Here is a 12516-nt window from a genome sequence, read left to right on the forward strand (position 1 = left end):
GAAGACTCTGTATTATTCCCTATAGAGTAGACATTAAAAAAACTAAAACTCTATAGGGGGTATTTTTATGTATAAAACTAGACTACCTGTTAAACTGTATCAGGAAATCTTCGATTTGCATGAAAAGGGTTATTCCTTTCAAAATATAATTGATAAGTTAAATTTAGATATTAGTGATAGTGTGATTCGATTTAAATATAAAGTGTATAAGCAACATGGTATAACAGCACTTATAAATAAGAATCGAAATAAAATCTATACACGCGAATTTAAAGAAAAAGTTGTTAAAGAATATCTAGAGACTAATAAGACGTATTCAGATCTAGCAGCCTATTACAATATTTCACATCATGCTACTTTAAAAAATTGGGTGGAAAAGTATACTGAAGGAAAGGAAAATAAATCTTATTTTCCATATCTGGAGGTAGACACTATGAATACTAGAAAAACAACATTTGAAGAGAGAATTGAAATAGCTAAATATTGTATTGAAAATAATAGAGACTTTAATAAGACAGCTGAAAAGTACCAAGTTAACTATTCACAAGTCTATAATTGGGTAAAAAAGTATGAAAAACATGGTGATATTGGTTTAGTAGATGGTAGAGGTAAAGGAAAACCAGTTGAAGCTTTAACTAGAGAAGAAGAACTTGAATTAAAAATAAAAGCACTTGAACAAAGAAATAAATTTCTCCAAATGGAGAATGAGGTATTAAAAAAGCAGGAAGAAATAGAGAGGCAGTTGATGAATCGAAAATCAAGCAAATAGCAGCATACAAGACAATCGAAGCATTAAAAGATAAGTATCCAATCAAATGGATATGCGCCGCACTTGAAATATCGAGAGCAAGTTATTATAAATGGAAAAACAGAGAGGTTTCAGAATCTGAAAGATTCAATAACGAATTAAAAGATGAGATTTTCAGGATTTATCATGAACATGATGGCATATATGGATATCGAAGAATTTATATTTATCTGAGATTATATACTAAATTCCAGGTTAATCATAAACGCGTATATAGAATTATGAAGAAGTATGGATTAAAAGCTGTCATTAGAAAAAAGAGAAGGCAATATAAACTTAGTAAGCCAGAAATCACTTCTCAAAATATCCTAAACAGAAAATTTACAACAAGTAAAGTTAATAAGGTCTGGTTAACAGATGTGACAGAATTTAAATTGAAAAATGGATCTAAAGTGTATTTAAGCGCTATTTATGATTTAGGTGCTAAGAAATTCATCAGCCATGTAGTCTCATCTCAAAACAATAATAAGCTTGTATACGATACCTTTAACAAAGCCATAATTAAAAGAAATACCGAAGGCATTATATTTCATAGCGACAGAGGATTCCAATATACGAGTGTTCTATTTAGAGAGATGATTAAAAATGCTTCTATGAAGCAAAGCATGTCTCGTGTAGGTAGATGTATTGATAATGGTCCTATGGAAGGCTTTTGGGGGTTACTCAAATCAGAGGTATTCAAAGACAAATCTCAAACATTCAATGATATAAAACACGCCACAAAGCAAATAAATGAATATATAAAATTTTATAATTCTAAAAGAATTTCATTAAAAATGGCTGCGCTTATAAAAGCACAGCCAACATATTGATTACTTTTTTAGTGTCTACTTGACAGGGTTATGTTCACTCCGAGATATAGTGCGCAAAGGTGCGAAATCAAGGTGTAACGCACGAAGACTCCTAACCTAACGCCTCTGTATAACAAGGTATAAAAACCATGCTATACAGAGGTTTTTTTATATTTACAGAAAATTATGAGTTGACTGAATTATTCGAAAGATATAAAATTGAAGATATTTTTAATTTTAGAGAGAAGGTATATCGTGTCAAATCAGTCATATAAACGTGATATGAAACAACGTCATATTATGTTATTAAGTTTTGGTGGTGTAATTGGGACTGGGTTATTTTTAAGTTCTGGTTATACATTGCAACAAGCGGGTCCGTTAGGTACAATGTTATCTTATGTTGTTGGTGCTATTCTCGTGTATCTCGTTATGTTATGTCTCGGACAATTAGCGATTGAACATCCGGTGACAGGCGGATTTCATGTTTATGCTTCAAAATATATACATCCTTCAATAGGGTTTATAGTTGCTTGGTTTTATTGGTTAACATGGATTGTAGCACTTGGTTCAGAATTTACGGCAGTTGGTATTTTAATGCAGAAGTGGCTACCCGATGTACCTGTATACATATTTTCAAGTATTGCGATTATACTTGTCTTAGCCTTTAATATTGTATCTACGAAATTCTATGCTGAAGTTGAATTTTACTTTTCTTTAGTGAAAGTGTTAGCGATTATACTGTTTATTTGTTTAGGCGCCCTCACTTTATTCGGGCTTATTCACTACAATGGTTATAGCGGTCTAGATACAATTAAATCACGATATACGAATCCAACATTCCCAAATGGTTTAGGTGCTGTATTCTTAACGATGTTAGCTGTTAACTATGCGTTTAGTGGTACTGAACTGATTGGTATTGCAGCAGGTGAAACGAAAAATCCTAAAAAAGTCATTCCGAAAGCAATTAATGCAACGTTATGGCGATTGATCATTTTCTTTATTGGAACAATGGTTATTATTTCTATTCTCATTCCGAGTTATCAAGGGAAATCTTTAGAAAGTCCATTTGTTGTCATCTTTCAAAATATGGGGATCCCATATGCTGGAGATATTATGAATTTAGTCATTATAACTGCATTATTATCAGCAGCCAATTCAGGGTTATATGCAGCTAGTCGAATGGTTTGGAGTCTTTCAAATGAAGGCATGTTCCCTAAATATTTTAAGAAATTAAATAAACATCAAATGCCGATCCGCGCGACTATTTTTAGTATGTGTGGAGGTTTACTGGCATTATTCTCAAGTATTTATACTGCAGATACATTATATATCGTACTTGTTTCTATAGCTGGTTTAGCTGTCGTTATCGTATGGATGAGCATTTGTTTATCTTATTTCAATGCGAAACGTGCGAATAAACATTTGAAAATTCATCAAAGTGTACCAATCATTGGCTTTATCCTTTGTTTAGTGTCATGTGTTGGTATGATCTTTGATCCAAACCAATCACCAGCATTATATTTCGGTATTCCGTTTGCGATTATTGCGATTGTATTTTATTTTGTAAAATATCATAAAAAGGACGGTCAGATCATTGAGACTTCTGAATAAAAATAAACAAGAACGTACTTTAGTATTAGATGGCGGATTAGCCACAACATTAGAAGGTTATGGCTGTGATTTGAATTCGTCATTATGGTCTAGTGAGGTTATCATTCATGAACCTCATAAAGTGAAGCAAGCGCATCAAGCATTTACAGATGCAGGTGCTGATATTGTATTAACAAGTACTTATCAAGCAAGCTTTGCTACATTTGAATCTATTGGCATGCAAACATCTGAAATAGAACATTTATTTGATGTTGCTGTCGAACAAATAAAATCATCAGTAACGGATGAACAAGTTATAGTAGGAAGTTTAGGTCCATACGGTGCTTATTTAAGTGATGGTTCAGAATATACTGGAGCATATGAAATATCTATAGAAGATTATATCGACTTTCATCAAGCACGTATCCAAGCACTCATTGATAGAGGTATATATGATTTTGTATTTGAAACGGTGCCTAACTTTAATGAAATAAAAGCAATCGTTGAACATATCATTCCTCAATATTCAGATGACATGACATTCTGGATATCATGTACCGTTAATGATGAAGGTAATTTATCTGATGGTACTGACTTTGAGACGGTATGCCAATATATTAAAGAGCATGAAGCGCGTCTGCCTGTATTTGGCGTGAATTGTTCAAAGATTGAAAGTGTTGATAAAGCAATTGATAAAGGATTGACGGCATTACCACAAGTCATTGCTGTTTATCCGAATGGTGGTAAGACATTTGATCCAGTAGAGAAAGTTTGGGTAGGTCAAGGAGATCATGCATTGCTTGCTCAAAAGTCTAAAGAGTGGATATCGCAAGGTATTCAAATTGTAGGTGGATGTTGTGAAACAACGCCACAAGATATTCAACACATTCATCAAGCGATTAAATAAAGTATATAATTTCTTTATTCGAGTAATGATGAGACATCTTGTGATGTCTCATCATTTTTTTGTGTGTGATACTCTGAAGTACTGTTGTTACAAGGATTATAAGCTTTTTGAATAATAATCATTTCTTTATGAAAGCCCTTTACTTGATAATTTTTAAAATACAATAGTAAAATGTTTTATAAGAGGTATTTATCTCTTATTAGGTTTATATTTTTAGGAGGTATGAAGGATGGTAGTAGAATTTCACAATGAACCAGCAACAGATTTTACAAATCAAGAGAATCAACAAGCGTTTAAAGATGCATTAATAAAAGTTAAATCTGAATTTGGGAAAGAAATTCCTCTAGTAATTAATGGGGAGAAGATTTATACAGATGATAAGTTTGAATCTGTAGATCCAGCAAACCACCAACAAGTACTAGGTACAATTTCAAAAGCTTCTAAAGAACAAGTTGACCAAGCGATGGAAGCGGCTAAAGAAGCCTATAAGACTTGGAGAAAATGGTCTCATAAAGAAAGAGCCGAATTATTAATTAGAGTTTCTGCAATCATTCGCAGAAGAAAACATGAACTTTCTGCATTAATGGTCTATGAAGCGGGGAAACCATGGAATGAAGCAGATGGAGATACAAATGAAGGTATTGATTTTATTGAATATTATGCGCGTTCTATGATGGAGTTGGTTAATGGTAAGCCAGTCTTTGATAGAGAAGGGGAGCATAACCAATATATTTATAAACCAATGGGTCCTGGTGTTACAATTCCACCTTGGAACTTCCCATTTGCAATTATGACAGGTACAACAGTTGCACCTATTATTGCAGGTAATACTGTATTGCTTAAACCAGCAGAAGATACGCCATTAATTGCTTATAAATTAATGGAAATTTTAGAAGAAGCAGGTCTTCCAAAAGGTGTTGTAAACTTTGTACCAGGTGATCCGAAAGAAATCGGTGATTACTTAGTCGATCATAAAGATACGCACTTTGTAACATTTACTGGTTCAAGAGCAACAGGTACACGTATTTTTGAAAGAGCAGCTAAAGTTCAAGAAGGCCAAAACTTCTTAAAACGTGTCATCGCTGAAATGGGCGGTAAAGATGCAATTATTGTAGATGAAAATACAGATACTGATTTAGCAGCAAAAGCAATTGTGGATTCTGCATTTGGCTTTTCTGGTCAAAAATGTTCTGCATGTTCTAGAGCAATCGTGCATAAAGATGTTTATGATGAAGTTCTAGAAAAATCAATCGCATTAACAAAAGAACTTTCAATTAATCATACAGAAGGCGGTTCTGATGTATACATGGGACCTGTCATTAATAAAAAACAATTCGATAAAATTAAAAATTATATCGAAATTGGTAGTAAAGAAGGTAAGCTAGAAGTTGGCGGTAAGACTGACGACAGTAAAGGTTATTTCGTACATCCAACAATCATTTCTGGACTTAAATCAAGTGATCAAATTATGCAAGAAGAAATCTTCGGACCAGTTGTTGGCTTCACTAAAGGCGATAACTTTGAAGAATTATTAGAAATTGCTAATGACACAGATTACGGATTAACAGGAGCAGTCATTACAAATAATCGTGAACATTGGAGACAAGCATGTGAAGATTATGACGTAGGTAACTTATACTTGAACAGAGGTTGTACATCAGCAGTAGTAGGTTATCATCCATTCGGAGGCTTCAAAATGTCAGGAACAGATGCTAAGACAGGTAGCCCAGACTATATGCTAAACTTCTTAGAACAAAAAATCTTATCAGAACAATTCTAGTATAGATAAAGAGAACCTGAGGCACATCGTGCGCCTCAGGTTCTTCTTTTTTGATGAGTATTTTAGGTTGTTAGGGACAGAATTCTGAGAAATGTCCGTAAGAGATGCTGTTAGGGACAGAATTCAGAATAATGTCTCTAATCGAGCGCCCGTCTAATTACCAGAATTCGAAATAAAGGTAGTTAAATCCCCGCGTACATCCCAACACACCTCAATCCATCCCAACATATCTCCATCAATTCTCATTTTAAGTTAAGATTTCTTCTGCTAGTAATTGATATGATTTTTTCTTGGCTTCGAAATCATAAATATTTGTAATAATCATAAATTCGTCTGTTTGATATTCTTCTGTTAGTTGATTAAGTTGTTTTTTTACTGTTTGTGGTGAACCTATAATGCTTCTTTTTCGGTTCTTCTTAATGAGTTCTAATTCTTCTTCTGTATAATCGTCTATATTGATTTCTTCTGGTGGTTGAACTTTTGTTCCTAATCCTTTACCTACGTTTAATAACCATTTGTCTTGTGTTATGGCTAATTGTTCTGCTGCTTCGTCTGTTTCTGCACATACTACAAAAATACAAACAATGGTTGATGGTTCTTTCATATTAACGGATGGTTTAAAGTCTTCGTAATAGCGTTTCATTGCAACTTCTTTATATTTAGGATTTATAAAGTGACCGAATACAAATCCAATACCGAGTTGAGCTGCGTTTCTAGCACCGTTCTCAGTTAAACCTAATAACCACATTGTTGGTGGATTGTCTATGCGTGGTCCTGCTTTAACGAGTCTAAATTGATGATCTCTAGGTAATGAATTATGCAAGAATCCTTGTAAGTCAGATGCTTGTCTGTAAAAGTCTTCTATTGGTTTAATATGATCATCAGTTAAAGCTTTTTGTGTAATTGGAGAACCACCTGGTGAATTACCAAATCCTAAGTCGATACGGTTAGGAAATAATGCAGATAAAGTCTTACCATTCTCTGCAATTTTATAAGGATTATATTGTGGTAATAATATGCCACCAGAGCCAACTCTAATATGTTCAGTTGAAGCTGCAATTTGAGTCATCAAGATTTCTGGGGAAGAACTTGCGAGACCACTCGTATTGTGATGTTCAGCAACCCAATATCTGTGATAACCTAACGACTCAGTCCATTGTGCTAATGCGATAGTATTTTGTAATGTTTCTTCAGGCGTACTTCCTTTAGAAATGGGTGCTTGATCTAATACACTTAATTTCACTTTATAACGCTCCTTATAATTGACGTTTGTATTTTAATGAAATGTAGTTTTCATTTTCTGGCAAAGTATACATTGGTTTTTCGTATTGGTATTTAAATCCTTTAGCTTCATAAAAAGGAATTCCCATATGGTTTCCTTTACTTACTGAAACCCACTGTTCTCTAGCACCTCTTCTTATTTGATTTTCTGTAATAATATTTAATAAACCTGAACCGATGCCTTCTCGTTTACGCGTTGGATCCAAGTATAGGACATATAATTCAGAGATATGTGGTTCTCTAAAACTGCCGCCACCAGCTCCAACAATTTGTCCATTATCTTCAGCAACAAACCAACCATTCCAATATTGATCAATATTCGTGATTTCATTTGAAACGCGTTGTTCATTATAAAATTCATTAATAATTTGTGTGATGTATTTTTCAGGTAGTATATCTTTATATGTCACACGATATCCATCAGAACAAACTTTTATAATACCTTGTACATCATTAATTGTGGCCATTCTATACTCCATATGTATCACCTTCATAATTTACTTAATTCTAGTATATCTTATCTTTAAAATTTTTAACTATTTTTGCTTATGTGTATGGTTATTTTCTATATCCAACCTCAAATATTTAATACTAAACACGAAAATGATTTATACGTTAAAATAACAATAGGATAGTTAGGGTAGTGCCCCCCCAAAGTTAGAGTTTCCATTATGCTATTAATTGGCTGGATTGAGTTCGGTATTGTACTGGACTTCGTCCAGCCAATTTTAATTTCAAACGTTCATTGTTATACCAATAGATGTAATCCTCAATTCTTCTTTTTAATGTTTCATAGTTAACAAGTTCTTCTCCATGATACATTTCCTGCTTCATGATGCCAAAGAAATTCTCCATAGAAGCATTATCCGCACACGTCGCTTTACGTGACATACTTTGATAAATCCTTTGTTCCGATAATCTTCTAATCCATGCATTATGCTGATAATGCCAACCTTGATCAGAATGTATCGTCGTACGATATGGTGCTTCATGCTTAATGATTGTAACTGCTTTATCCAATGATTGAAGTACTAAGTCTAATGTTGGTCTTCTGGATATACCATAAGAAATGATTTCCCCATTGTATAAATCCATAATAGGGCTGAGATATAATTTTTGTTCTTCAGCACATTTAAATTCAGTGATATCTGTCACTAATTTTTGAAGTCGAATAGATGTATGGAATCTACGATTCAAGCGATTTTCAGCCACTTTACCAACTGTACCTTTGTATGATTGATAGCGTGATTTACGTGTGAATTTTTGACATTTTAATCCTAGTTCTCGCATAATTCGTTGTACTTTCTTATGGTTAATGAGATAACCTTGATTTCTCAAAGCTAAATATATACGACGATAGCCGTATTTACCGTTGTGTTTTTGAAAAAGTTCAATGATCTTTTTCTTCCAACCTTTATCTAAATCTTCCTTTTGTAATTGTTTGGCATGGTAATGATAGGTTGCTTCTGGTATACCAACCTTTACTAAGATATCTTTTAATTTGAATCCTTCTTCTTTGAGTTCGAATGCCACTGCTGCTTGTGCTTTTCTAGAAAGGCACTCGGATTCTCTCGAAAAGCGTTCAACTTTTTTAAATAAGCATTCTCTAATCGAAGATTTTCATTTTCTAGCTCTAACTCTTTTTCTCGTGATAGGTTTTGATTAGATTTCTTCTGTTTCTTCTTTTTCATGGGAGGTCGTCCTTTCGGCTTTTCGAGTCCTTCCACACCTTCTTTGTCATATATCTTTTTCCATCGCACAATAATAGATGGGGTATTTAGGCCAAATTTAATCGCTGTATCTTGGAAGGAATCGCCTGTTCTTTTCATATAGTTTAATACATTTATTTTGAATGTAACAGAATAAACTGTCTTTTTCTGTTTCTTTTTAATGAACATAACCCTGTCAAGTAGACACTAAAAAAAGTAATCAATATGTTGGCTGTGCTTTTATAAGCGCAGCCATTTTTAATGAAATTCTTTTAGAATTATAAAATTTTATATATTCATTTATTTGCTTTGTGGCGTGTTTTATATCATTGAATGTTTGAGATTTGTCTTTGAATACCTCTGATTTGAGTAACCCCCAAAAGCCTTCCATAGGACCATTATCAATACATCTACCTACACGAGACATGCTTTGCTTCATAGAAGCATTTTTAATCATCTCTCTAAATAGAACACTCGTATATTGGAATCCTCTGTCGCTATGAAATATAATGCCTTCGGTATTTCTTTTAATTATGGCTTTGTTAAAGGTATCGTATACAAGCTTATTATTGTTTTGAGATGAGACTACATGGCTGATGACTTTCTTAGCACCTAAATCATAAATAGCGCTTAAATACACTTTAAATCCATTTTTCAATTTAAATTCTGTCACATCTGTTAACCAGACCTTATTAACTTTACTTGTTGTAAATTTTCTGTTTAGGATATTTTGAGAAGTGATTTCTGGCTTACTAAGTTTATATTGCCTTCTCTTTTTTCTAATGACAGCTTTTAATCCATACTTCTTCATAATTCTATATACGCGTTTATGATTAACCTGGAATTTAGTATATAATCTCAGATAAATATAAATTCTTCGATATCCATATATGCCATCATGTTCATGATAAATCCTGAAAATCTCATCTTTTAATTCGTTATTGAATCTTTCAGATTCTGAAACCTCTCTGTTTTTCCATTTATAATAACTTGCTCTCGATATTTCAAGTGCGGCGCATATCCATTTGATTGGATACTTATCTTTTAATGCTTCGATTGTCTTGTATGCTGCTATTTGCTTGATTTTCGATTCATCAACTGCCTCTCTATTTCTTCCTGCTTTTTTAATACCTCATTCTCCATTTGGAGAAATTTATTTCTTTGTTCAAGTGCTTTTATTTTTAATTCAAGTTCTTCTTCTCTAGTTAAAGCTTCAACTGGTTTTCCTTTACCTCTACCATCTACTAAACCAATATCACCATGTTTTTCATACTTTTTTACCCAATTATAGACTTGTGAATAGTTAACTTGGTACTTTTCAGCTGTCTTATTAAAGTCTCTATTATTTTCAATACAATATTTAGCTATTTCAATTCTCTCTTCAAATGTTGTTTTTCTAGTATTCATAGTGTCTACCTCCAGATATGGAAAATAAGATTTATTTTCCTTTCCTTCAGTATACTTTACCACCCAATTTTTTAAAGTAGCATGATGTGAAATATTGTAATAGGATGCTAGATCTGAATACGTCTTATTAGTCTCTAGATATTCTTTAACAACTTTTTCTTTAAATTCGCGTGTATAGATTTTATTTCGTTTCTTATTTATAAGTGCTGTTATACCATGTTGCTTATACACTTTATATTTAAATCGAATCACACTATCACTAATATCTAAATTTAACTTATCAATTACATTTTGAAAGGAATAACCCTTTTCATGCAAATCGAAGATTTCCTGATACAGTTTAACAGGTAGTCTAGTTTTATACATAAAAATACCCCCTATAGAGTTTTAGTTTTTTTAATGTCTACTCTATAGGGAATAATACAAAGTCTTCGTGCGCTATGGCCCTGCCTACACAGCCTTCAAACATCAACTCACTCAAAATATTCCATTTAGATTTAAGTTCATAACTTTATTCCAATCTTCAAATGTGAGTTCTTCTTCTGTTACGTTGTATGTCATCCCAACTTTATTGACTAACATATCAATTTTGCCAAATTGTTCTATGACGTTATTGAGCATTTGATTTACCGATGTTGGATCGGTTATGTCTACTTTTAATGCTATTGTTTCAATGTCTTCGCTCTGTTTAATTCCTGAGAGTGTTTTGTTTGTTGATGAGATGTTATGATCAGCAATGATAATCTGAACGCCTGCTTGTGCTAATGCCATTGATTGACCTATTCCTATTGTGCCACCGCTAATGATTGCAACTTTGCCTTGTAATTTGAAGTTCTCTAATATATTTGTCATAGCATATCACCTTTTTATTCATGATTGGACTGCATTATTGCTATCGTTGAGCTTATAAATTGTTTGAACATAGCTAAATTATGATGAGATATTAAAGATAAATGAGTTTAAATCGCCTCTGTATTTAGAGACAGAATATTCTATTGGTACCCGATTCTCAATATAACCCACACTATGGAAGTAGAAGAGTGGGGCATCTATCTCTACAGATAATAAATCACTTACGGTTTCATCTGCTGTGATTAATTCAAGCTTTCTCGTTATTTCTTTAATAGGTGTTTGGTTTTTTTCTAACACTTCGTAAAATCTTGTCGTTGTAAAATCAATTTCTTTTAAATTAGGTACTAATGATAATGGAATATAAGTTGTTACAAGAACGATTGGATCTTCTTCTGCATATCTTAAACGGACTAATTTATATACAGATTCTCCAGGTTTTAGTTCTAATTGTTGCATGACTTCTTCATTGGCAACTTCTGATTTCAATGATAGAACTGTTGTCTTTGGGATTAATCCTTTTCTTGTCATTTCATCATTATAGCTTTCGATGACGTGTGTAAATTCTTGATTGATTTTACGTTGTCGAACGATTGTACCTCGCTTTTTTCGACGTTCTAAAAAACCATCAATAACAAGTGCATTAATTGCTTGTCTAACTGTAGGTCTACTTACTTTATAATTTGTGTTAACATACTTAACAAATATTACATTTCTGTAGGGTTTTCGGGTATAATTAAGTATTCTGAATATTATAGTTTTTAATATATAAATGATATAATTATTTATAACGTGAGATATATAGTTATTTGAAATGTGTACATTAGAACATTATTAAACGGGGATTTACAAACTTAGATTAATAGACATCATGAATTGACGATTGATGTGTAAGGTAGATAGAGGAGAGATATTTATGGCAAATGTAAGAAAAGCAACAATTGAAGATTATTCAGGTATTAAAAATGTAGCGTCTAAGGCTTGGTATGACACGTATACCAATATTTACACTGCGAGCACTGTGACGGCATTTTTAAATGCGTCTTATTCTAAAGAGATGCTTCAAAAGCGCATTAATGATTCTGATTTCTTTGTTGCAGAAGATGAAGATAAGATTGTTGGTTTTGCTAATTTTATCAAAGGTACTGAATTGTATTTATCTTCTCATTATGTTCTACCTGAAGCGCAACGTGAAGGGTATGGTAAAGCTTTATTACAAGCAGGTTTAGATCAATACAAAGATTCATATCATGAAGTTTATTTAGAAGTGGATGGCAAGAATGATATCGGTATAGCCTTTTATAAAAAGGAAGGTTTTGAAGTGATACGTGAATATGAAGAATTACTTTTTGGAGACACAATGCGCACGACGTTAATGAAAAAAACTTTTTAGG

At 32.8% G+C, this 12516-nt stretch carries 12 protein-coding genes and 1 pseudogene; 5 read left to right on the forward strand and 8 right to left on the reverse strand.

Annotation, left to right across the window (positions count from 1 at the left end; translation table 11 throughout):
• Window positions 1-67: 67 nt before the first annotated feature.
• From MUA60_RS01935 to pruA, 4 genes are all read left to right on the forward strand, one after another.
• Window positions 68-1620, forward strand: a protein-coding gene (locus MUA60_RS01935) for an IS3 family transposase (RefSeq protein ID WP_262649398.1) whose coding sequence is annotated in 2 segments (ribosomal slippage) — window positions 68-742 and window positions 745-1620 — 1551 coding nt in all. Because the reading frame shifts where the segments join, the coding sequence is not laid out codon by codon here.
• 261 nt (window positions 1621-1881) lie between these two features.
• A complete protein-coding gene (locus tag MUA60_RS01940) occupies window positions 1882-3210 on the forward strand; it encodes an amino acid permease (protein WP_394812738.1) in 1329 nt (442 codons plus the stop codon).
• On the forward strand, window positions 3194-4096 hold the full coding sequence (gene mmuM / locus MUA60_RS01945; protein WP_262649402.1) for a homocysteine S-methyltransferase: 903 nt from the start codon (window positions 3194-3196) through the stop codon (window positions 4094-4096). The genes MUA60_RS01940 and mmuM overlap by 17 nt, the downstream gene beginning before the upstream one ends.
• Window positions 4097-4325: 229 nt before the next feature.
• Window positions 4326-5876, forward strand: coding sequence for an L-glutamate gamma-semialdehyde dehydrogenase (gene pruA, locus MUA60_RS01950; RefSeq protein ID WP_262649404.1), 1551 nt, complete (start codon window positions 4326-4328; stop codon window positions 5874-5876).
• Between the two features lie 247 nt (window positions 5877-6123).
• Here the strand turns inward: pruA and MUA60_RS01955 are convergent, their stop codons facing one another.
• The 8 genes and pseudogenes from MUA60_RS01955 to MUA60_RS15520 form a co-directional block, all read right to left on the reverse strand.
• Window positions 6124-7119: an LLM class flavin-dependent oxidoreductase gene (locus tag MUA60_RS01955; RefSeq protein WP_262649405.1), complete on the reverse strand. Its 996-nt coding sequence runs from the start codon at window positions 7117-7119 to the stop codon at window positions 6124-6126.
• A gap of 13 nt (window positions 7120-7132) precedes the next feature.
• Window positions 7133-7624 (reverse strand): GNAT family N-acetyltransferase, encoded by a 492-nt coding sequence (locus tag MUA60_RS01960; RefSeq protein WP_262649406.1) that lies wholly within the window; start codon window positions 7622-7624, stop codon window positions 7133-7135.
• A 202-nt stretch (window positions 7625-7826) separates the two neighbouring features.
• Window positions 7827-8690 (reverse strand): IS3 family transposase, encoded by an 864-nt coding sequence (locus MUA60_RS01965; RefSeq protein WP_103361549.1) that lies wholly within the window; start codon window positions 8688-8690, stop codon window positions 7827-7829.
• Window positions 8654-9055: a helix-turn-helix domain-containing protein gene (locus tag MUA60_RS01970; protein WP_262649407.1), complete on the reverse strand. Its 402-nt coding sequence runs from the start codon at window positions 9053-9055 to the stop codon at window positions 8654-8656. The genes MUA60_RS01965 and MUA60_RS01970 overlap by 37 nt, the downstream gene beginning before the upstream one ends.
• Before the next feature lie 31 nt (window positions 9056-9086).
• Window positions 9087-10639 (reverse strand): IS3 family transposase gene (locus MUA60_RS01975; RefSeq protein ID WP_262649409.1). Its coding sequence is split into 2 segments (ribosomal slippage): window positions 9087-9962 and window positions 9965-10639, totalling 1551 coding nucleotides; the frame shifts between segments, so codons are not numbered across the junction.
• 111 nt (window positions 10640-10750) lie between these two features.
• Window positions 10751-11125 (reverse strand): SDR family NAD(P)-dependent oxidoreductase, encoded by a 375-nt coding sequence (locus MUA60_RS01980; RefSeq protein WP_262649411.1) that lies wholly within the window; start codon window positions 11123-11125, stop codon window positions 10751-10753.
• Window positions 11126-11203: 78 nt separating this feature from the next.
• Entirely contained in the window at window positions 11204-11653 is a 450-nt protein-coding gene (locus tag MUA60_RS01985; RefSeq protein WP_262649413.1) for a GntR family transcriptional regulator, read from the reverse strand.
• Window positions 11654-11755: 102 nt separating this feature from the next.
• Window positions 11756-11938 (reverse strand): annotated as a pseudogene (locus tag MUA60_RS15520) (hypothetical protein); the annotation flags it as partial.
• A gap of 100 nt (window positions 11939-12038) precedes the next feature.
• Between MUA60_RS15520 and MUA60_RS01990 the strand changes: the two are divergent.
• Window positions 12039-12515, forward strand: coding sequence for a GNAT family N-acetyltransferase (locus tag MUA60_RS01990; RefSeq protein ID WP_048541439.1), 477 nt, complete (start codon window positions 12039-12041; stop codon window positions 12513-12515).
• The last annotated feature ends 1 nt before the right edge of the window (window position 12516 follow it).

It is taken from the genome of Mammaliicoccus sciuri (genome assembly GCF_025561425.1).
GTDB lineage: Bacteria > Bacillota > Bacilli > Staphylococcales > Staphylococcaceae > Mammaliicoccus > Mammaliicoccus sciuri_A.

What these genes read in the sequence shown, in the direction of transcription:
- MUA60_RS01940 (WP_394812738.1), top strand. Translation starts at nt 1,882, where the DNA reads ATGAAACAACGTCATATTATGTTATTAAGTTTTGGTGGTGTAATTGGG.
- pruA (WP_262649404.1), top strand. Translation starts at nt 4,326, where the DNA reads ATGGTAGTAGAATTTCACAATGAACCAGCAACAGATTTTACAAATCAA.
- MUA60_RS01960 (WP_262649406.1), bottom strand. Translation starts at nt 7,624, where the DNA reads ATGGCCACAATTAATGATGTACAAGGTATTATAAAAGTTTGTTCTGAT.
- MUA60_RS01970 (WP_262649407.1), bottom strand. Translation starts at nt 9,055, where the DNA reads ATGTTCATTAAAAAGAAACAGAAAAAGACAGTTTATTCTGTTACATTC.
- MUA60_RS01980 (WP_262649411.1), bottom strand. Translation starts at nt 11,125, where the DNA reads ATGACAAATATATTAGAGAACTTCAAATTACAAGGCAAAGTTGCAATC.
- MUA60_RS01985 (WP_262649413.1), bottom strand. Translation starts at nt 11,653, where the DNA reads ATGACAAGAAAAGGATTAATCCCAAAGACAACAGTTCTATCATTGAAA.
- MUA60_RS01990 (WP_048541439.1), top strand. Translation starts at nt 12,039, where the DNA reads ATGGCAAATGTAAGAAAAGCAACAATTGAAGATTATTCAGGTATTAAA.